This is a genomic window from Brevundimonas sp. FV1ps31S, from assembly GCF_058681265.1.
Map to the genome: position 1 here is coordinate 243,673 of NZ_CM178735.1, position 20,620 is coordinate 264,292.

General features: G+C 66.9%; 19 protein-coding genes. 6 read left to right on the forward strand and 13 right to left on the reverse strand.

What is annotated here, in order from left to right; translation table 11 throughout:
* The first annotated feature begins 133 nt into the window (after positions 1 to 133).
* Positions 134 to 835: a glutathione S-transferase N-terminal domain-containing protein gene (locus ACVPT3_RS01170; protein ID WP_492042409.1), complete on the forward strand. Its 702-nt coding sequence runs from the start codon at positions 134 to 136 to the stop codon at positions 833 to 835.
* On the opposite strand, the gene ACVPT3_RS01175 is transcribed toward ACVPT3_RS01170, so the two are convergent.
* The 8 genes from ACVPT3_RS01175 to ACVPT3_RS01210 form a co-directional block, all read right to left on the reverse strand.
* Positions 832 to 2,013: a benzoate/H(+) symporter BenE family transporter gene (locus ACVPT3_RS01175; protein WP_492042410.1), complete on the reverse strand. Its 1,182-nt coding sequence runs from the start codon at positions 2,011 to 2,013 to the stop codon at positions 832 to 834. The two genes, ACVPT3_RS01170 and ACVPT3_RS01175, sit on opposite strands and share 4 nt — an antisense overlap.
* A 43-nt stretch (positions 2,014 to 2,056) precedes the next feature.
* Positions 2,057 to 2,854, reverse strand: a complete 798-nt coding sequence (locus ACVPT3_RS01180) for an enoyl-ACP reductase FabI (RefSeq protein ID WP_492028066.1) — start codon at positions 2,852 to 2,854, stop codon at positions 2,057 to 2,059.
* A 126-nt stretch (positions 2,855 to 2,980) separates the two neighbouring features.
* On the reverse strand, positions 2,981 to 3,859 hold the full coding sequence (locus ACVPT3_RS01185) for a UTP--glucose-1-phosphate uridylyltransferase (protein WP_492042411.1): 879 nt from the start codon (positions 3,857 to 3,859) through the stop codon (positions 2,981 to 2,983).
* An 82-nt stretch (positions 3,860 to 3,941) separates the two neighbouring features.
* A complete protein-coding gene (locus ACVPT3_RS01190) occupies positions 3,942 to 5,006 on the reverse strand; it encodes a substrate-binding domain-containing protein (RefSeq protein ID WP_492042412.1) in 1,065 nt (354 codons plus the stop codon).
* A gap of 105 nt (positions 5,007 to 5,111) precedes the next feature.
* Positions 5,112 to 6,002 carry a phosphonate ABC transporter, permease protein PhnE gene (gene phnE, locus ACVPT3_RS01195; protein ID WP_492042413.1) on the reverse strand — a complete coding sequence of 297 codons (891 nt, stop codon included), beginning with the start codon at positions 6,000 to 6,002 and terminating at the stop codon, positions 5,112 to 5,114.
* The gene (gene phnD, locus ACVPT3_RS01200; protein ID WP_492042414.1) at positions 5,999 to 7,015 is read right to left on the reverse strand and encodes a phosphate/phosphite/phosphonate ABC transporter substrate-binding protein; all 1,017 of its coding nucleotides are present in this window, start codon (positions 7,013 to 7,015) and stop codon (positions 5,999 to 6,001) included. The genes phnE and phnD overlap by 4 nt, the downstream gene beginning before the upstream one ends.
* Positions 7,012 to 7,821, reverse strand: a complete 810-nt coding sequence (gene phnC, locus ACVPT3_RS01205) for a phosphonate ABC transporter ATP-binding protein (protein WP_492042415.1) — start codon at positions 7,819 to 7,821, stop codon at positions 7,012 to 7,014. Before phnC ends, phnD begins: the two co-directional genes overlap by 4 nt.
* Before the next feature lie 118 nt (positions 7,822 to 7,939).
* The gene (locus ACVPT3_RS01210; protein WP_492042416.1) at positions 7,940 to 9,178 is read right to left on the reverse strand and encodes a DUF2254 domain-containing protein; all 1,239 of its coding nucleotides are present in this window, start codon (positions 9,176 to 9,178) and stop codon (positions 7,940 to 7,942) included.
* A 230-nt stretch (positions 9,179 to 9,408) separates the two neighbouring features.
* On the opposite strand from ACVPT3_RS01210, the gene ACVPT3_RS01215 reads away from it, so the two are divergent.
* Both ACVPT3_RS01215 and ACVPT3_RS01220 read left to right on the forward strand, forming a co-directional pair.
* Positions 9,409 to 10,674, forward strand: a complete 1,266-nt coding sequence (locus ACVPT3_RS01215) for a type III PLP-dependent enzyme (RefSeq protein ID WP_492042417.1) — start codon at positions 9,409 to 9,411, stop codon at positions 10,672 to 10,674.
* A 213-nt stretch (positions 10,675 to 10,887) separates the two neighbouring features.
* Positions 10,888 to 11,943 carry a 1,9-bis(guanidino)-5-aza-nonane synthase gene (locus tag ACVPT3_RS01220; RefSeq protein ID WP_492042418.1) on the forward strand — a complete coding sequence of 352 codons (1,056 nt, stop codon included), beginning with the start codon at positions 10,888 to 10,890 and terminating at the stop codon, positions 11,941 to 11,943.
* Positions 11,944 to 12,253: 310 nt separating this feature from the next.
* Here ACVPT3_RS01220 and ACVPT3_RS01225 read toward each other — a convergent pair whose 3' ends face one another.
* The 4 genes from ACVPT3_RS01225 to cysQ form a co-directional block, all read right to left on the reverse strand.
* Entirely contained in the window at positions 12,254 to 13,387 is a 1,134-nt protein-coding gene (locus ACVPT3_RS01225) for a CobW family GTP-binding protein (RefSeq protein ID WP_492042419.1), read from the reverse strand.
* Positions 13,388 to 13,433: 46 nt separating this feature from the next.
* A complete protein-coding gene (locus tag ACVPT3_RS01230) occupies positions 13,434 to 13,658 on the reverse strand; it encodes an alkylphosphonate utilization protein (protein WP_492042420.1) in 225 nt (74 codons plus the stop codon).
* Between the two features lie 93 nt (positions 13,659 to 13,751).
* Positions 13,752 to 15,794, reverse strand: coding sequence for an NAD(+) synthase (locus tag ACVPT3_RS01235; protein WP_492042421.1), 2,043 nt, complete (start codon positions 15,792 to 15,794; stop codon positions 13,752 to 13,754).
* 105 nt (positions 15,795 to 15,899) lie between these two features.
* Positions 15,900 to 16,727 (reverse strand): 3'(2'),5'-bisphosphate nucleotidase CysQ, encoded by an 828-nt coding sequence (gene cysQ, locus ACVPT3_RS01240; RefSeq protein ID WP_492042422.1) that lies wholly within the window; start codon positions 16,725 to 16,727, stop codon positions 15,900 to 15,902.
* A gap of 108 nt (positions 16,728 to 16,835) precedes the next feature.
* On the opposite strand from cysQ, the gene chpT reads away from it, so the two are divergent.
* From chpT to ACVPT3_RS01255, 3 genes are all read left to right on the forward strand, one after another.
* The gene (gene chpT, locus ACVPT3_RS01245) at positions 16,836 to 17,504 is read left to right on the forward strand and encodes a histidine phosphotransferase ChpT (RefSeq protein WP_492042423.1); all 669 of its coding nucleotides are present in this window, start codon (positions 16,836 to 16,838) and stop codon (positions 17,502 to 17,504) included.
* 87 nt (positions 17,505 to 17,591) lie between these two features.
* Positions 17,592 to 17,969, forward strand: coding sequence for a response regulator (locus ACVPT3_RS01250; RefSeq protein WP_492042424.1), 378 nt, complete (start codon positions 17,592 to 17,594; stop codon positions 17,967 to 17,969).
* A complete protein-coding gene (locus ACVPT3_RS01255; protein ID WP_492042425.1) occupies positions 17,966 to 18,781 on the forward strand; it encodes a CheR family methyltransferase in 816 nt (271 codons plus the stop codon). The genes ACVPT3_RS01250 and ACVPT3_RS01255 overlap by 4 nt, the downstream gene beginning before the upstream one ends.
* A 17-nt stretch (positions 18,782 to 18,798) precedes the next feature.
* Here ACVPT3_RS01255 and ACVPT3_RS01260 read toward each other — a convergent pair whose 3' ends face one another.
* Positions 18,799 to 20,616, reverse strand: a complete 1,818-nt coding sequence (locus ACVPT3_RS01260; protein ID WP_492042426.1) for a DUF885 domain-containing protein — start codon at positions 20,614 to 20,616, stop codon at positions 18,799 to 18,801.
* Positions 20,617 to 20,620 lie beyond the last annotated feature (4 nt).

Genomic DNA, 20,620 nt, shown 5'->3' on the forward strand with positions numbered 1-20,620 from the left:
TCGGCCAAGGCCAAGCTTGCACCCTCTCAAGTCCGGTTCCAGACACAAGCCCGCGACCAAATCGTGCCGATGACAGTTGCGAACGTCGCGCGTGGCGCCGACATGGTCGTCATCACAAGTCGAGGCTGAACCCATGACAGACCTGTCCGCCTTTCCGATCACCCGGCGCTGGCCGGCCCAGCATCCTGAACGACTCCAGCTGTATTCCCTGCCGACGCCCAATGGCGTGAAGGTCTCGATCATGCTGGAGGAGATCGGCCTGGCCTATGAGCCGCACCTGATCGACATCACCAAGAACGAGACCTGGGGGCCGGAGTATCTGTCGCTGAACCCCAACGGCAAGATCCCGGCGATTCTCGATCCGGACGGTCCCGGAGGACGGCCGCTGGCCCTGTTCGAGTCGGGCGCTATCCTGATCTATCTGGCCGAAAAGACCGGCAAACTGCTCTCCGCCGATCCTGCGACCCGGTACGAGACCATCCAGTGGGTCATGTTCCAGATGGGCGCGATCGGCCCGATGTTCGGCCAGCTGGGCTTCTTCCATAAGTTCGCCGGCAAGGACTATGAGGACAAGCGTCCGCGTGACCGCTACGTCGCCGAAAGCCGCCGCCTGCTGGGCGTGCTGGAAATCCGATTGGAAGGCCGGGACTGGATCATGGGCGACTATTCCATCGCCGACGTCGCGACGCTGGGCTGGGTCCGCAATCTGGTCGGCTTCTACGAGGCGGGCGAGATCGTCGGTTTCAAGGACTTCCCTCGCGTCGCCGCCTGGCTGGAACGCGGGCTAGCTCGTCCGGCCGTGCAGCGCGGCCTGAACATCCCGGCGCGGGATTAGGCTCGGCGGAGGAAGCGGCCCGCACCCAGGGCCGCGAATCCGACCACCAATCCCCAGAAGGCCGATCCCACCCCGAACAGGGCCAGGCCCGAAGCTGTCGCCGCGAAGGTCAGGACGGCGGCCTCGCGCGACGGCGCCTCGGCCGTCAGGCTCAGCAAGGCGCCGGTCAGGGGCGCGATCAGGGCCAGGCCCGTCACGGCCGCCAGCACGGCCGGGGGCATGGCGATGAACAGGCCCGCCAGCGGCGCGGCGAACAGGGCCACGATGAGATAGAAGCCGCCGTATATCACGCCGACGATCCAGCGTCGGCCCGCATCCGGATGGGCGTCGGGTCCGGTGCAGATCGCCGCCGTGATGGCGGCCAGATTGACCCCGTGCGCCCCGAACGGCGCGGCGACCAGGCTGGCGATCCCGGTGGACAGGATCAGGCGGTTCGCCGGCGGCGGATAGCCGGCGCTCTGCAGCACGACCAGTCCCGGCAGATTCTGCGCCGCCAGGGTCACCAGAAACAGCGGGAAGCCCAGGCTGATCGCGGCCTTTGCATCGAAGGCCGGAATGACAGGCTCCAGTCGGCCGAACAGGTCGGTTCCCTCAGGAAGCGCCAACTGCCCTCGCAGCGCCAGAACGGCAAAGGCCGCCGCCAGCACGGCGGGCAGGGCCCAGGTGGGCCAGAGCCGCCGGAAGACGAGAAAGACCGCGATCAGGCCCAGGGTCAGCGCCGTCTCGTCCGGCACGACCTTGAACAGCCGCAGTACGAAGGGCAGCAGCACCCCCGCCAGCATGGCCGAGGCTATGGCCGACGGGATCCGCCCCGCCAGCCGCCCCAGGGCCGGGATCAGACCGGTCAGGATCATCAGGACAGCGGAAATGACGAAGGCGCCGACCGCCGTCTGCCACGACAGCCCCAGGGCTGATGCGGCCAGCAGGGCTGCGCCCGGCGTGGACCAGGCCAGGACCACGGGGATCTTCAGCCGCCAACTCAGCAGGGCGCCGGGAATGCCGATGGCCAGGCACAGCGCCGTGACCATGGAGCCGATCTGGCTGGCGTCCGCGCCCAGGGCCTGCCCCGCCTGCACCACCAGGGCCACCGTGCCCCCGAACCCGATGACAGTCGCCACGGCGGCGGACGAAAAGGCGGAGGCGGGCGGGACGCGCATGGAAAAGGCCGGAGCAGTCATGCCCCGGCCTTAAACCGTCGCCGTAAAGGGGAAAAGAGCCCGATCAGCCTTCCATGTCGTCCGGCAGACCCACGGCATGGAAGCCGGCGTCGACGTGAACCACTTCGCCCGTCGTCGAACGACCCAGGTCGGAGCACAGCCACAGGGCGGCGCCGGCGACGCCCTCCATTGAGGTCTCTTCCTTGATCAGCGAGAACTGGGCGCTCTTGGAGTGCAGGCCGCGCCCGCCCGAGATGCCGGCCAGCGACAAGGTGCGCATGGCGCCGGCCGAGATGGCGTTGACGCGGATGTTCTTGGGCCCCAGGTCGCGGGCGATATAGCGGGTCGCCGCCTCCAGCGCGGCCTTGGCCACGCCCATGGTGTTGTAGTTCGGAATGACCCGTTCCGACCCCAGATAGGTCAGGGTGATCAGGCTGCCGCCGTTCGGCATCAGCTTGGCGGCCCGCTTGGACACGTCCACGAAGCTGAAGGCCGAGATGTTCATGGCCAGAAGGAAGCTGTCGCGCGTGGTGTTGTCGACGAAACTGCCCTTCAGCTCGTCCTTGTTGGCGAAGGCCACCGAATGGACGACGAAGTCGATCGTGCCGAAGGTCTTTTCCAGCTCGGCGAAGGCGGCGTCCATCGAGGCGTCGTCGGTGACGTCGGCCTGGATCAGCAGCTTGGCGCCGACGCTCTCGGCCAGCGGACGCACGCGACGCTCCAGGCTCTCGCCCAGATAGGTGAAGGCCAGTTCCGCGCCCTGGGCCGCCAGCTGGGACGCGATGCCCCAGGCGATGGAGCTGGAATTGGCCACGCCCATGATCAGGCCCTTCTTGCCCTTCATGAGATCGCCGGTCGGCATGTCCCAGCCTTCGGAAGTGGCCATGGTTCGTCTCCTGATGATTTGCGCGGAGGGTTAGCAGGCCGAACAGGCTGGCTCAACTTTTCTCCCTCCCCCTGCTGGGGGAGGGAGAGCCGGCTGTCTGTCTTACAGCAGGGCCGAAACCGCCGCCCGTGCGGCCTCGCCCAGGTCGGGGCGTTTCAGGGCCAGGGCGACATTGGCGCGCAGCAGGCCGATCTTGTCGCCGCAGTCATGGGTCACGCCTTCATATTCGACGGCGGTGAACGGTTGATCGGCCATCAGCCGGGCCATGGCGTCGGTCAGCTGGATTTCGTTGCCGGCGCCGCGTTCCTGGGTGGCCAGGAGGTCGAAGATTTCCGGCTGCAGGATGTAGCGGCCCGAGATCGACAGGTTCGACGGCGCGGTCCCCTTGGCCGGCTTTTCCACCATGCCCTTCATGGTGATGCGGCGGCCGTCGCGGCCGGCCGGATCGACGATGCCGTATTTGTGGGTCTCGCTCTCCGGCACGGCTTCGACGCCGATCAGATTGCCGCCCACGTCCGCATAGGCGTCCAGCAGTTGTTTCAGCGCGCCGGGTTGGCCGTCGACGATGACGTCGGGCAGAAGCACGGCGAAGGGTTCGCGGCCGATGATGTCGCGGGCGCACCAGACGGCGTGGCCCAGCCCCTTGGGCTGCATCTGGCGGGTGAAGCTCATCTCGCCGGCCGAGGCCAGTTCGGCGTTCATCATTTCCAGAATGTCGGTCTTGCCCTTGGCCAGCAGCTGGGCCTCAAGCTCGATCTGGTGGTCGAAATAGTCCTCGATCGCGCCCTTCGAGCGGCCGGTGACGAAGACGATATGTTCGATGCCGGCTTCGCGGGCTTCTTCGACGATGTAGGAGAGGATCGGCCGATCGACGACGTTCAGCAGTTCCTTGGGGGTCGTCTTTGTGCCGGGCAGAACCCGGGTGCCGAGGCCCGCGACGGGCAGAACGGCCTTGCGCAGACGCGCGGGCGTGGTGGTCATCAATGAATCCTGACAGCTATCCCGCCCCTCTTAGCCGGTGCGGGCCGGCGAAAGAAGGGGCGGGACGGCTGTCGGTTCCGCCTCAGCTGGCGGGACGCTGCATCGGGGTCATGGCCGTGGCGGCGGCGCGCTGGGCCTGGAGCTGGTCTTCCGGCAGCGGGATCAGGCCGCGGTCGGCCAGATAGCCGCCCTTGCCCGCCGCGCCCTCCGACAGGAATTCCTGCACGAACTGTTGCAGGCCGGGGATCACGCCGATGTGGGCTTTCTTCACATAGATGAAGAGGCTGCGCGACAGCGGATACTCGCCGCTGGCGATGGTGTCGGCGGTGGGGGCGACACCGTCGATGGTCTCGGGCTTCACGGTGTCCAGGTTCTGTTCCAGGAACGAATAGCCGAACACGCCCAGCGATCCGGGCGTGCGGCTCAGGGTCTGGACGATGGCGTTGTCGTTCTCGCCCGAGTCGATCCAGGCGCCGTCTTCACGCAGCGTGTGGGCCAGGGCCTCGAACCGGTCCTTGTCCGTCTTTTCCACGGCGGCGGCGGCGGGAACCAGCTTGGCGCCCGGCGTCATGCCCAGTTCGAGGAAGGCGTCGCGCGTGCCCGAGGTGGGGGGCGGCCCATAGACCTGGATGCGCTGGTTCGGCAGGCCGCTGTTGACCTGATCCCAGGTCTTGGCCGGGTTGGCGATGAAGGCGCCGTTCGGGCCGGGCACTTCCTTGGCCAGGCCTTCATACAGGTCGTTCAACTCAAAGTTGAAGCTGTTTCCATTGCGCGCCGTGGCGATGACGATGCCGTCGAAGCCGATCTTCAGTTCGACGATGTCGGTCACCCCGTTCTTCTGGCAGAGGTCGAACTCGGACGCCTTCATCTGACGCGAGGCATTGGCGATGTCCGGCGTCGTCGGGCCGACGCCCTGGCAGAAGGCCTGGATGCCGCCGCCGGTGCCCAGGGATTCGACGCGCGGCGCCGAACCGCCCGAGGTGCGGGCGAAATTCTCGGCGACCCGGGTTGAGAAGGGAAACACCGTCGAAGATCCTGCCGCCCAAACGCCCGACCGGGCTCCGGAGCTTCCGCCGCCGCCGTCCCCGCAGGCGGCCAGGGCCAGCAACACGGCCGCGGAGGTCGCAAGTTTCAGTGTGCGGATCATTTGAGCTCTCCCTGAGCATCGTTTCACGACGTTTAGATCAGACGAGTGTGAAGGTTTTTCAGGCGCGGCTCGACGCTCGAAACCCGAGTGCAAGGACGCAAACCGTTACAGCAGGCGCTTGCGCATGACCTGGGACAGGGTGTCGATCAGGGTCACGGCGACCACGATGACGATGGCGATGGCGGCGACGCGGCTATAGTCAAAGGCCTGGATGCTCTCGAACAGGGTCTGGCCGATGCCGCCCGCGCCGATCAGGCCCAGCACGGTGGCCGCGCGGCTGTTGGATTCGAACCGATACAGGGCGAACGAGGTCCACAGCGGCGCGACCTGGGGGAAGACGCCCCAGACGATCTCGTGCAGCTTGCCGGCGCCGGTGGCTCGCACCCCCTCGACCGGGCCCTTGTCGATCGACTCGACCGCCTCGGAGAACAGCTTGGCCAGCACCCCGCCGGTGTTCAGCGCCAGGGCCAGCACGCCCGCCAGCGGGCCCAGACCCACGGCGACGATGAACAGGGTGGCGATGACCAGGTCGGGGATCGACCGCAGCAGGTCCATGAACCGGCGCACGATGAAGACCATCCAGCCCGGCGCGATGTTGCGCGACGCCATCAGGCTGAGCGGCAGGGCCAGGAAGACGGCCAGGAAGGTGCCCCACAGGGCGATCTGCACGGTCAGCCACATCTGGCCGGCCAGGCTGGTCGTCGGCTGGGTGAATATATGGGTGAACGAGGTCCAGAAATCGCCGGGCGGGAAGATGGCCGCCCAGTCGGGGCGCAGCAGATCCGACCCATAGGTCGAGATGTTCGACGAGCCCGAGAAGAGGCGGCCGAAATTCTGCATGTCCACCTTGCCGAAACTGGCGATCAGGATGATCGCCAGACCGCCCCACAACAGGATGTCGAACAGGGTCGAGGACAGGGACTTGGTCGGCGCCGAGGGGATGGAGCCTGGGGCGACGCCGCCCCGGGCCGCCATGTCTGCGGTGACTTCGGTCAAGGCTGGACCTCGCGCTTGGTGCGCAGGGCGGCCAGATCGCGCTCGGCGGCGGCGACACCGGCCGGGTCGTTCTTGGCCTTGGCCTCAGTCAGCTTCTGGTCGGCGACCATCTCGCGCACCGGGTCCAGATAGGAGTCGTCGGCGGCGCGGAACATCGAATAGTTCAGCCCCGCCAGCACCTGGCGCTGGCGGTCGGCTTCAGGCCCCTGGCCTTGGCCATAGGTCAGGAAGAAGCTGCGCAGCTTCTCCTTCAGCGCCGGGTCCAGGTCCTCGCGGATGACGATGCCGGATTCCGGGATCGGCGGCGACACCCAGATGTCCTCGATCTGCGACGCCAGCTGCGGGTTCTCGCGGCGCATGAAGACGGTGTTGACCGAGTTGGAGGTGGCGACGTCCACCACGCCCGTGGCGACGGCGAAGGCGTTGGCCTGGTGGCTGGCCGACCGTACGGTCTTGAAGCACTGGTTCGGCACGATGCCGCGCGGATTGAACAGGAAGGTCAGGGGCGCCAGGGTGCCCGAGGTGGACTGGGCGTCGCCGATGCCGAAGTCATACTGCTTGCCGCAGGCCAGCACCTTGTCCAGCGTGATGCCCGAACCCTTACGCACGATCAGGGTCGAGGTGTAGCTGTCGCGGCCTTCCGGATCGACGATGCGGGCGATGACCTCGCCCTGGGCGCGGTCGACGGCTTCCAGCGCCGGCTTGGCCGAGAACCAGGCCACCTGGGTCTGGTTGAACCGCATGGCCTCGATCAGGACATTATAGTTGCCCGCGAAGAAGGGCTTCACCGGAATGCCGATCGCTTTGGACATGTCGTCCAGCAGCGGCTGCCACAGCGGCCCGGACGAGGCCTGGCCTTCTGCGGACAGGATCGAGAAGGTCAGCTCCGACGGCATGGATCCGGCGGCCTGTTTTTCATCGCCGCCGCCGCACGAGGCGACGCCCAGCAGCATTACGGCGGCGCCGGCCGCCGCGAACAGACGGCGGGTGGCGGAAATGCGGGACAGGCTCATGCCTTGGTCTCCCAGAACGCGTCCTCGAATTCGGGACCGTAGATATCGATCAGGCGCTGGTGATCCAGGCCCGTGGCGGGACCGTCATAGACGATCTTGCCGCCCTGCAGCGCGATGACGCGGTCGCAGTAGCGGATGGCGTAGTCGACCTGGTGCAGGGTGACGATCACCCCCATGCCGTCGCGGCGGTTCAACTCGACCAGCAGCTCCATCACCTTGCGCGCGGACACGGGGTCCAGCGAGGCGACGGGTTCGTCGGCCAGGATGGCCTTGGCGCCCTGGACGATGGCGCGGGCGATGGCGCCGCGCTGCTGCTGCCCGCCCGAAAGCGTATTGGCGCGCTGACCGGCGTAGTCGCTGACCCCGACCCGGTGCAGGGCGGCCATGGCCCGGTCCTTGTCGGCCTGGGGCCACAGGCCCAACAGCCCCTGCCAGGCCGGCAGACGCCCCAGGGCGCCCAACATGACATTGGCGAACAGGCTCAGCCGGCCGACCAGATTGAACTGCTGGAAGATCATGCCCAGCTTGCCGCGCGCCTTGCGCACCGCGCCGGTGACGCGACCGTCCTTCTGCACCGTCTCGCCGAACACGGTGATCACGCCCTTGCCGGGGTCGATCGACTGAAGTCCGGTGATCGAACGCAGCAGGGTGGACTTGCCGGACCCGGAGGGGCCGATCAGGGCGACCATTTCGCCCGAGGCGACGGAAATCGTGACGCCGTCCAGCGCCTTTCGAGATCCGAAGGTCTTCGACACGTCGCGCGCCAGGACTAGCCCGGGGGCGACGGCGGCTGCGGATGAACTCATGAACTCGCTGGGAGGCTGTGGCGAACGGGCGCCGCATGACGCGATAGGGGCGTTTGGGCAAGTCTTAATCGCACGTCGGGCGCGACCTCGTCCAGACCCCGCCTTGGCGCGTCTGCCTTCAGCGCGCCAGCGCCGCGGCTTCAAGCCGCTGAACATCGGCGGCGAGCGGCAGAGCCGCGCGAGATCTGTCCAGCGCCTCCTGCGCCAGGCTAGCGACGGGCGACGCTAGAGCCGGAGTCTTCGCCAAGGCGCCGAGCCCCTTCTGTAGTCTTAGGGCGACGACCAGATCACCCGCACCATATCGCGCGATCGGCCCGAACAGGTCTTCCAGCAGATCCTCATGGGTCACTGGGGGCGCGAACAGGCGATCACAATGGGGTTCGCGCCCCTCGCGACCGCGATCTTCGGGAGGTTGAACCCAGATGTCCAACAGCCGCACGCCTGTTCCGATCACCTGTATGGCCGTGCCCGGATCATTAACGCCGGGCGATAGGGCCTTGGCGGCTATTTCGCCTAGGACGATCATTCCGAAACGGGGGTCCTGGTCGAAGGATCGCGCATCTCCCAGGGTGAAGGCCGAACGGAAATCAGCCTGCGCCTCGTCGTCGCAGGCGGGCAGGCTGATGCGCGCCAAGACGCCGCCGCGGCGCACGAAGGCGCCGGGCACCGCCACGATCTCCACCTGGCAGTCTCGAGCCTTGGCCATGGTTTGCAGTCGTGCGGGATCGACGTTCTGGACATAGCCGGTGGTCTTGGCCGTGACATCGGCGCCGGCGTTCAGACGGCCCTCTCGGCCGCCGAAGAAGGGGTCGTCCCGGCGCGTCTCCAGCGCCTTCAGCGCGCGCGCTTCGACCAGATTGATCGTATGACCCACCCGCGCCAGGCTGGACAGGCGGTTGATCCAGGCCAGCAGCCGATAGGCCACCATCCCGACCATGGCCAGACTGACCAGGAACAGGATGGCGCGGCCGTTCTGACCATAATAGTGGGCGTTGATCGCCGTCACCGAGACGATGGCGTACAGAAACGCCCCGACAAAGGTGGCTAACGCCTTCTGGGTCTCCTCGTCGGTCGTGACCAGGGCGGCGACGCGCGGACTGGCCGCTGTGGACACCGACGTATAGGCGGTCACCATGGCCCCGACCGAGAAGGTCGCGACCCCCAGCAGGCTGGACGCCAATATGGTCAGTATGGACTCGACCGACTCGCCGCCCAGTCGTTCGGCCATATCATCGGGAACCCAGGGCGCCAGGGCGGCCGCCAGCAACGACGCCGCGACGCCCACGCCTGCATAGGCCGTCGCCTTGACCCACAGTTGGCGCGCCAGCTTGCGCCACAGGAACAACCAGCGATTCATGAAATCCTCCGCCTGCCGCAACGATCCAGAACGGCAGAGGTTGCCCCACGACGGCCCCCTAGGAATTGTGACAGCTATTCTGTCGGCCGCCCCAGGCCCCGCCACGAAAAAACCCCTTTACATGACAGTTCGATGCCCCCATATCGCGGCTTCCGGCGGACCCCGTGGTCTAACCGTTAAGCGCTGCTAACGCCGGTCTGGGTTTCACAATTAGCAGGGGGTTACGTGAATTGCGCACGTATCAGCTTCCCCTGGACCTGGTCCGTGAGCGGTCCCCTGAACGTCCCGTCGCCCTCGTGCGGCCGCGTTCGGTTTCCGTAGCGGCGCGCTGGTTCCAGGATAATCTAAAGGCCGACGTCTTCTATGCGGTGAAGGCGAACCCGTCGCGTTGGGTCGTCGAGACCCTGATCGAGGCCGGCGTTCGCGGCTTCGACGTGGCGTCCATCGCCGAGATCGAGCTGGTCCGCTCGGTCAGCCATGACGTTCGCCTGGCCTTCATGCACCCGGTCAAGAGCCGGTCTGCGATCACCAAGGCCTATTTCGAACACGGCGTTCGCACCTTCTCGCTCGACTGCGTGGATGAGCTGAACAAGATCCTCGACGCCACCGGCGGCGCAGATGATCTGAATCTCATCGTGCGTATGGCCGTCTCGGCCGACGGCGCCGCCTATACGCTTTCGGGCAAGTTCGGCGTCTCGTCGGATCAGGCGCCGGCTCTGCTGATGGAAACGCGTCAGGCGGTCAAGAACGGTCTGATGGGCGTCAGCTTCCACGTCGGCAGCCAGTGCATGCGCCCGACCGCCTACCAGGCCGCCATGGCCCAGGTCGGCCGTTCGATCAGCCGTGCGGGCGTCATCGTGGACATCGTCGATGTCGGCGGCGGCTTCCCCTCGGTCTATCCGGGCATGGTCCCGCCGGACATGAGCGAATACGCCGACGCCATCCATCGCGGCTTCAACGAGATGCCGGTGTCGGAAACGACCGAGCTGTGGTGCGAACCCGGCCGGGCCCTGGTCGCCGAATCCTCGTCGATCCTGGCCCGCGTCGATCTGCGCAAGGGCGACGCCCTGTATCTGAACGACGGCTCGTACGGTTCGCTGTTCGACGCGACCCACTCGCGCTGGCCCTTCCCGACCAAGCTGGTCCGGGACGGTGAAAGCGCCGGCGAGCTGAAGGCCTTCCAGTTCTACGGCCCGACCTGCGATTCCATCGACCATATGCCGGGTCCGTTCTGGCTTCCGGCCGACATCCGCGAAGGCGACTTCATCGAGATCGGCATGCTCGGCGCTTACGGCGTCGCCATGTCGACGGGCTTCAACGGCTATGGCGAACACGACATCGCCGCAGTCGAAGACGCCCCGATGGCCTCGCTCTACGGCCTGGCCCCGCGCTCCATCCCGACCGTGCGCACCACGGCGGAAGAGAACGCCCGCAAGGTCGTGCGTCTGTCACGCCCGAAGGGTAAGGCCGGTCAGCGCAAGTCGCGCCGGAAATAGGTCGCTTCCAACCCTATCCGCGATCCTCGGGCTCGACCCGAGGATCGGGCCGTCTGCGACTCCCTTGCGGGAAGTTCGCGGCGGCGCGTCCGACCCTCGGATCAAGTCCGAGGGTGACGGCTTGAGGCTGGGAGTCTATCGGTCCTGTCGGTCGCTCCGTCCCGGCATGTCTGCTTGTTCGACGGGCGCTCAAATCAAAGGGAAACCTCCGAAATGAACGCACCCGTCCAGGCCAATACCAAGGCCCAGCTGCTACAGAATGTCGTCGAGCACGTGGACATCACGTCCTTCGACGCGCGCCCGATCATCGACAGCATGCGCAAGATGTCCTTCAGCTCGCGCGACACCGCCCGCGCCGCCGACATCTTCTCCATGGCCATTGAGGACGAGGACTGCTCGCCCTGGCTGATCCTGGCCGGTTCGACCTCGGCCGGCGGCTGCATGCACGTCTACCGCGACATGGTGAAGTTCGGCATGGTCGACGCCGTGGTCGCCACCGGCGCCTCGATCGTCGACATGGATTTCTTCGAGGCCCTGGGCTTCAAACACTATCAGGCCGCCGGCGAGGTGGACGACAATGTCCTGCGCGAAAACTACATCGACCGGATCTACGACACCTATATCGACGAGGAAGAGCTCCAAGCCTGCGATCATACCATCCTGGAGATCGCCAACCGGCTGGAGCCGCGCGGCTATTCCTCGCGCGAGTTCATCTGGGAAATGGGCAAGTGGCTGTCCGAGGGCAACGCCAAGAAGCCCGGCTCGCTGATCCAGACCGCCTATGAAGAGGGCGTGCCGATCTTCTGCCCCGCCTTCGTCGACAGCTCGGCCGGCTTCGGCCTGGTCAAGCACCAGAAGGAACGCGCGGCCGCCGGCCAGGCCTATCTGATGCTGGACGCCATCGCCGACTTCCGCGAACTGACCGACATCAAGATCGCCGCCGGCGTCACCGGCCTGTTCATGGTCGGCGGCGGCGTGCCCAAGAACTTCGCCCAGGACACCGTCGTCTGCGCCGAAATCCTGGGCGTCGAGGCCGAGATGCACCGTTATGCGGTTCAGATCACCGTCGCCGACGTCCGCGACGGCGCCTGTTCCTCCTCGACGCTGAAAGAGGCGGCCTCCTGGGGCAAGGTCCAGACCACCCACGAACAGATGGTCTTCGCCGAAGCCACCACTGTTGTCCCCCTGATCGGCTCCGACGCCTATCACCGCGGCGCCTGGAAGGCCCGCGACAAGCGCCGCTGGAACAAGCTGTTCGAGAAGGTCTGAGCCGAAGCGACGCTAAGGTCAGGCTTGTTGCGACCGTGCGCGCTTTGAACATTCCAAGAACATCCGGAGTTTTATCCGAGGGTTCTGTACGGATTTGAGCGATAGTTTATTGCCGGATCGCTTGAATCCTGCCGAATTAGCATCACGGCGGGCGATTCGTTGCCCGTGGGTGACCGGATTGACCTGCACGTCGATCCGGTCAGCAGTCGGCAAAGGGTCGGCAGATTAGGGGCGGGGCCGCGTCTTTTGATGCGGCCCTTGCCTTGTTTGAATCATCTGATTCTGCGGGTCAACCTTGCTGAAGGCTTGATTACGCCGCGCAACCCTCGAACCCGGCCCGCAGCGCGGCCTCGTCCAGCTCGCGGCCGATGAAGACGGCGCGGCTCCAGCGGCGTTCGCTTTCGCCCCATTCGCGCTGAAGGTCGCCCTCCAGGATCATGTGGACAGCCTGGAAGACCAGACGGCGGTTCTCGCCCTGGACGTCGATGATGCCCTTGGCGCGCAGGATGTTCTGACCCTGTTCGCCCAGCAGCCGGTCCAGCCAGGCGGTGAACTTGGCGCCGTCCAGCGGACGGTCCAGCGACAGGGAGATGCCCTTGATGTCGTCCTGGTGGGCGTGACCCCTCGCGCCATGGGAATGGGCGCCATGGGAATGGTCGCCGTGCGAATGATCATGCCCGTGGTCGTGGTCATGATGATGGTGGTCGTGGCCGCAGTGCTCGTCGTGCACATGGCCGTCCGCGCCGTGCGGCGGGTTGGCGAAGTCCGGCTGGACCTCCAGAATCCGCTCCAGATCGAAGGCGCCCAGGCCCAGCACCTGGTCCAGCGGCACGTTCGACCGCTCGGCCCGGACGATGGGCGCCAGGGGGTTCAACGCCCGCAGCCGGGCCTCGACGGCGTCCAATTCTTCCGGCGTGGCCAGATCGACCTTGTTCAGGATGATGCGGTCGGCGAAGGCCACCTGTTCGCGGGCCTCCTTGGAGTCGTCCAGCCGCGCCATCACATGTTTGGCGTCCACCAGGGTGGTGACGCTGTCCAGTTGGGTCTTGGCCTTGACGTCCTCGTCGACGAAGAAGGTCTGGGCCACCGGGCCGGGGTCGGCCAAGCCCGTGGTCTCGACGATGATGGCGTCGAAGGCGGGTTTGCCGGGGCGCTGGCGTTTCATCAGGCCGGCGACCACGCGGATCAGGTCGCCGCGCACCGTGCAGCAGACGCAGCCGTTGTTCATCTCGAACACGTCCTCGTCGGCGCCGACCACCAGGTCGTTGTCGATGCCGATCTCGCCGAACTCGTTGACGATGACGGCGTAGCGTTTGCCGTGATCCTCGGTCAGGATTCGGTTCAGCAGGGTGGTCTTGCCCGCGCCGAGATAGCCGGTCAGGACGGTGACGGGGATCTTGCCAGTTGCGGCGGTCGAAACGGGGGCGGCGAGGGTGTCGGTCATAGGCCGCTAGATGGCGGCTGACGTCCTGTTTGGGAAGAGGGGGCGGTCAGGCCTTCTTCACGAACTCGACGCGTAGGACCAGGCCGCGCACCTTGTCCACATTGGCCTCGATCTCGTCGGTGTCGCCGGTCAGACGGATGTTCTTGACCAGGGTGCCGCGCTTCAGCGTCACCCCGCCCGAACCCTTGACCTTCAGATCCTTGATCAGGGTCACGTTGTCGCCGTCGGCCAGGATGTTGCCGTTCGAGTCTTTGGTCACGTCTTCGGTCATGGCGAAGCTTCTAGCGAGGGGATCGCCGAATATCCACACTCGAGATGCGGGATTTTTGCGTAGTCTCCTCCCCGCCAAGCGGGGAGGAGACATTTAATCCGGGACGTTGGCGTCCAGTTCGTCCAGCCAGACCCGCGCATTGCCGTCGGACGGGGCGCGCCAGTCGCCGCGTGGGGACAGGGAGCCGCCGGTCACCACCTTCGGCCCGTTCGGCAGGGCCGAGCGTTTGAACTGGGCGGTCTGGAAGAAGCGGATCAGGAACTTCCTCAGCCAGGCCTTGATGGTCGCCAGGTCGTATTCGACCTTTTCGTCGTCGGGCGTGTTCGCGGGCCAATGTCCGGCGCCGGCGTCGCTCCAGGCCTGGTGCGCCAGGAAGGCGACCTTGGACGGCTTCAGGCCGAAGCGGCTGATGTAGAACAGGAAGAAGTCGTTCAGCGCATAGGGGCCGACCGTCCCCTCGGTGGACTGGATCACGCCGTCCTTGGCCGGAACCAGTTCGGGCGAAATCTCGGTGTTCAGGATGGCGTGCAGGGTCGGGGTCGCCTCGGCGCCGACCAGTTCGCGATCGGCCACCCAGCGGATCAGGTGACGGATCAGGGTCTTCGCCACCCCGCCGTTGACGTTGTAGTGGCTCATATGGTCGCCGACGCCATAGGTGGCCCAGCCCAGGGCCAGTTCCGACAGATCACCGGTGCCCAGGACGAAGGCCCCGTTCTGGTTGGCCAGCCGGAACAGATAGTCGGTCCGCAGTCCCGCCTGCACATTCTCGAAGGTGATGTCGTGGACCGGTTCGCCCGCCGCATAGGCGTGGCCGATGTCCTTGAACATCTGTTCGGCGGCGGGGCGAATGTCGATCTCGGCCCCGGTGACGCCCAGGGCCTTCATCAGGGCCCAGGCGTTCGACTTGGTCCCGTCCGAGGTCGCGAAGCCCGGCATCGTATAGGCCAGGATATTGGTCCGTGGCAGGTTCAACCGGTCGAAGGCGCGGCAGGCGACCAGCAGGGCCTGGGTCGAATCCAGCCCGCCCGACACCCCGATCACCAGCCGTTCGGCCTGGGTCGCCGTCATCCGCCGCATCAGGCCCTGGACCTGGATGTTGAAGGCCTCGTAGCAGTCCTGATCCAGCCGCCCGGCGTCGTCGGGCACGAAGGGGAAGCGGTCCAGCGGCCGGATCAGCTCGCTCTCGACCGCGTCTTCGCGCGCCATGAAGGGCACGACGGTCGCCGGCTCGCCCTCGACACGGGCGCATTCGGCGAAGGTGCCGTTCCGCAGCCGATCCAGCCCGATCCGGTCCACGTCCACGTCGGCGAGGGTCAGATGGTTCTCCAGGGCGAACCGTTCGCCTTCGGCCAGTTTCGAGCCCAGTTCGTGGATGGTCGCCTGACCGTCCCAGGCCAGGTCGGTGGTGCTCTCGCCCCAGCCTGATGCGGTGAAGACATAGGCCGACAGGGTGCGGGCCGAATGGCTGGCGCTCAGCATGGCGCGCTCGTCGGCCTTGCCGATGACGATGTTGGACGCCGACAGGTTCAGCAGGATGCGCGCCCCCGCCAGGGCCGCGCGGGTCGAGGGGGGCAGGGGCGCCCAATAGTCCTCGCAGATCTCGACCGCGAAGACGAAGCCCGGCCGGTTGACCGCCTCGAACACCAGGCCGGGGGCGAAGTCCACCGTCTCGCCGTTCAGCCGGATCTCGTCCTCGGCGCGGGCCGTCGCCGGGGCGAACCAGCGTTTCTCGTAATATTCCCGGTAGTTGGGCAGATAGGTCTTGGGCACGACCCCCAGAACCTCGCCGGCGCCCATGACCACAGCGCAGTTGTACAGGGCGTCGCCGTTGCGGATCGGCGCCCCGACCACCGCCACTAGATCGTGCTCGCCCGTCGCCTGGGCGATGACCGCGATCTGACGCTCCACCTCGTCCAACAGGGCGGCCTGCATATGCAGGTCGTCGATGGCGTAGGCCGACAGCGACAGTTCTGGAAACACCATCAGGTCCACGCCCTGATCGGCCGCCTGACGGACCAGGGCCAGGTGCTCTTCGGCATTCGCCTTCGGATCGCCGACATGGCTGACCGGGGTCGCCGCCGCCACGCGCACGAAACCGTGGGTCTTGGGGGAATGGAACGGGGTGGTGTCGGCCATCGGATCGTCCGCTGCTCCGGCGCGCGCCGGTCGTCGATCTCCATATAGGCGGGAATGACGGCGGGAGAGAATCCTCTCCCGCCGTCGTGTCGCATTTCGGACGGATCAGCCGCCCATGGCGACGAAGGGCCCGTTCAGGAATTTCGGTTTGCCATAGGCCAGCCTCTGGCCGTCGTCGGCCAGGACGCGGCCGCCGGCCGCCTCCAGCACGGCCTGACCCGCCGCCGTGTCCCATTCGGACGTCGGGCCGGAGCGCGGATAGGCGTCGAACCGGCCCTCGGCGATCAGGCAGAACTTCAGCGACGAATCCGTGCCTTGCCAGCGGGTGCAGCCGTGGCGGGCGGCCAGACGCGCGGCCTCTTCGTCAGTGACGCTATGGCTCAGCAGGGCCATGCCCTCTTGCGGCCGGTCCCGAACCCGGATCGGACGCCAGTCGGCGCCGGCATGGGCCTCGCCTTCCTGCTGTTCGCCGAACTGGCGACGGAAGGCGCCGCCGCCCGGGACGTCGGTGCGCCAGGTGGTCGCGGTCGCCGGGGCGGTGACCACGCCCGCGACCGGATAGCCGGCGTTCATCAGGGCGATGTTGACGGTGAAAGCCTCGCCGCCGCGCACGAACCCCTTGGTGCCGTCCAGCGGATCGATCAGCCAGAACCAGTCGTCGGCCGAGGCCGGGGCGCCGTTCGCGGCCACGGCCTCCTCGGCCACCGTCTGGACGCCGGGATAGAGGGCGGCCAGCCGTTCCAGGATCAGGGCCTCGGCGGCGCGGTCCGCCTGGGTGACAGGGCTGTCGTCCGACTTGGTCTCGACCGCCGTGTCGCTGCGCCAGTAGGGCAGGATCAGGCGCGCGGCGTCTTCGGCGATCTCTGCGATCGCCAGGGACAGGGCGCCGGAAGTCAGATCCAGCGCCAACATGTTTTGGGGGGAGGTCGTCATCGCGGGCTCGATAGACCATTGCGGCGGTTCCATGAACCGGCAAATCACGTCAACTTCACGCGTGATACGAACTGTGACCTGAACGCCGACGAAAGTATGCTGGCCTCCATGACTTCGATTGACGCCGCTCAACGCCCGCTGGATCTGCCTGTCGACGGCGCGGAATTGGCCACCTTCGTCGCCGCCAAACTCTGCCACGACTTCATCAGCCCGTCGGGCGCCATCGTCTCTGGCCTTGATCTCATGAAGGATCCATCGGCCCAGGACATGCGCGACGACGCCATGGCCCTGATCGAACAGAGCGCGCGGAAGATGGTCGCCCTGGTGCATTTCGCCCGCGTCGCCTTCGGCGCCGCGACCACCAGCGAGCGGTTCACCGCGCGCGAACTTCAGGCCCTGGTCGTCGGCATGACGGAGGGCGGCCGCGCCTCTCTGGACTGGCGCATCGCGGAGGGTGAATTCTCCAAACCCCAGGCCCGCGCCCTGACCAACCTAGCCTATCTGACCATCGGCGCCTTGCCGATGGGCGGCAATGCGGTGGTGCAGTCGCGCGTGGAGGACGGCGCCCTGTTCATCGAGGGTTTCGCCGAAGGCTCCCGCGCGCGGCTCAAGCCGGAGGCGGTTACGGGCTTGGCCGGCGAGCGGCTGACCGAGGGGCTGGCGGGCCAATGGATCCAGCCCTACTGGCTGTGGCTGACCGTTTCAGAGGCCGGCGGCGCCCTGGATGTGACAGTTGAGGACGGCCGGGTCACGCTCGCCGCGCGAATGCCGGCTTGAGCCATTTCCCAACGACTCGTTAACTGGAATCGCGCGATGCTGCACGACGCGTGACTTGTGCCAGAGTCCAGCGCCTGGGAGCCCGTCTTGGATTTCAAAACCTGCCTCATCGTCGACGACAGCCGGATCATCCGCAAGGTGGCTCGGCGGATCGTCGAGGGCCTCGACTATGAGGTGGACGAGGCGGCGGACGGGGCGGAGGCCTTGGCCTACTGCTCGGGCGCCATGCCGGACATGCTGCTGATCGACTGGAACATGCCGGTGATGGATGGGCTGACCCTGCTGCGGCGGCTGCGCGCCCTGCCGGGCGGCGACCGGCCCAAGATCCTGTTCTGCACCATCGAGACGCGCCCGGAACGGATCGCCGAGGCCCTGGCCGCCGGCGCCGACGACTATGTGATGAAGCCTTTCGACGGCGAGATACTTCAGTCCAAGCTGATGGAGGTCGGTGCGATCGCGGCATGACTCCAGAGGACTTCGACAGGCTGCAGGGACTATTGGCCACGCGCGCCGGCTATCGGCTGACGCGGGATCGCATCCACCTGGCCGAACACAGGCTGGGGCCGATCGCGCGCCGCGAGGGTTACGCCAATGTCGAGGCCCTGTTGTGGAACCTCTGGTCCAACCCTGTCGCCTCCCTGGGCTGGGCGGTGATCGAGGCGTTGCTGAACGCCGAGACCTGGTTTCGGCGCGACCGTTCGCCCTTCGTCGTACTGGAGAAGGAACTGCTCCCAGCCCTGAGCCGCGTTCGGCCGGGCGGGCGGGTCAGCGTCTGGTCCGCCGGTTGTTCGACCGGCCAGGAGGCCTGGTCGATCGCCATGGCCGGGCTGGACATCGGCGTGCCCCTGGATCTGACCGCCACAGACCTGTCGCAGCGTGCGGTCGAAAAGGCGCGTTCGGGTGTCTATACAGGCTTTGAAATCCAGCGCGGCCTGACCGCTCGCACCATGCTGCGCTGGTTCGAACCGGTCGAAGATAATTGGCGGGTGCGCGAAGAACTGGCCGCCTCGGTCCGTTTCGGTCGGGCCAATCTGCTGGACGAGCCGACCGACGACGCCCGCTTTGACGTCATCTTCTGCCGCAATGTGCTCGGCGACATGGAGCCTGCGCGGCGCGCCCGCGTGCTGGACGGGCTGGAACGCCGGCTGGTCGACGACGGCTGCCTCTTCCTCGGTCTGGATGAGCAGCTTGAGGGCGAGACTGTTGCCTTCCGTCCCGTCAGCGGCCGCAAGGGGCTGTACGTCAAAAGCCCCTCGGCCCTTCGCCGCGCGGCCTGATCCGCGGCGACGGCGCGTCAGGCCGTCATGATCTTCTGCAGCACCGACAGCGGGACCGATCCGTTCGCCAGGACCTTGTCGTGGAAGGCCTTCAGATCGAAGTCGGCGCGTGCCTGTGCCTCCCGGCGCAGTCCGGCGATGACGGTGTGGCCGATCTTGTAGGAGCAGGCCTGGCCCGGCATGACGCAGTAGCGGTCGATCTCGCTGGCCGAGGCGTCGCCCGGCTTGGCGCCCGAGGCGGCCATATAGTCGATGGCTCGCTGGCGGCTCCAGCGCTCGTGGTGCAGTCCGGTGTCGACCACCAGCCGCACTGCCCGGAACAGGTATGAGCCGAGGAAGCCGACCCGTCCCAGCGGATTTTCGGCATAGACATCCAGGTCGTCGGCGGCGACGCTTTCGGCATACAGGGCCCAGCCCTCGTTGAAGGCCGAGAAGCCGCCGGCGCGGCGGTAGATCGGCAGGCTGTCCATCTCCCGCGCCAGGGCGACCTGCAGGTGATGGCCCGGCGAGGCCTCGTGATAGGTCAGGGTCGGCAAGGCGAACTTGGGCCAGTTGGCCGTGTCGCGCAGGTTGATGTAATAGGCGCCCGGCCGCGACCCATCCAAGGTCGGCGCCTGATAATAGCCGCCGGGCGCCCCGACCTCGATCGAAGGCGGCACGCGGCGGACTTCGACCTTCGATTTCGGCAGATGGCCGAAGACGCGCGGCAGGAGAGGCTGCAAGGCTTCGACCTGGGCGTTCAGCGAGGCGATCAGCTCGACCTTGGCCGCGTCGGTGTTGGGCCACAGCTGGGCGGGGTCGGCGTTGAGGGCGGCGATCCGTTCCCCCACCGTGCCCTGGGTCAGGCCCTGGGTCTTCAGTATGGCGTCGATCCCGGCGCTGATCTCGGCGACCTGTTCCAGTCCCATGCGGTGGATCTCGCCGGCGGACAGGTCGGTGGTGGTGTAGGTTTTTAGGTTCTGGGCGTACAGTTCGTCGCCGCGCGGGAAGCGCCACACCCCGACGTCTTCGGAAGCCCTGGACTGTTGGGCCTTCAGGGTTTCGGCCTGGCGGGCCAGGGCCGGCTTGACCTTGTCCTCGACCAAGGCGGCGGCGCGGGCGCTCCAGTCGCCGGGGATCCCCTTCTCGCCGGTCTTGCGGCCCAGCGCCTTGACGAAGGCCATGTCCGCGCCGGGCAGACCGGCCAAGGTCTCCAGCTGGCGCAGGGTCTTGCCCATCAGCACGGACGAGAGGACGATGTCGCGATCCCCGTCGATCCGGACCCGCTCGGTCTCTTGATCCAGCACGACGCCGAAGGCCTCGACACGCGACAGGAAGGCCTCGGCGTCCGCCGGCGTCTCGATCCGGTGCTGGTTCTCCAGGAAGTCCGGCACGTTGAAATAGGCGCCGGACATCTGGGTGACGACATAGGGGCCCTGATAGCCGCCGCCGCCCACCGACCCATAATCGAAGCTCGCCGCACTGGCCGCCGTCTCGCCGGTGAAGGCGGCGATCTCGTAGGTGACCAGCGAGGCCGGGCTCAGACCTGCCGTGGGGAAGGCCTGTAGCGTCCGCCACCGTTCGACGGCCTGGGCCTTGTCCCGGGCCACGTCGGCCGGGCCGCGCTGTGACAGTCGACCGGACAGATGGGCCCGCTCGCCCTTGTCGAGGCCCAGGCTGGTCGCGCTTTCGGGGCGTTCGTCGATATTGTCGTTGAACCAGCCGGTCAGCAGGGCGTCCAGCCGTGCGTCGGCGTCGGGCGTCTGCTGGAAGGCCTTGGCCGCGACTTGGTCGGGCAGGACGGTGGTCAGGCCCAGCCCGGCGGCGGACAGCATCAGACGGCGACGATCGATCATGGCG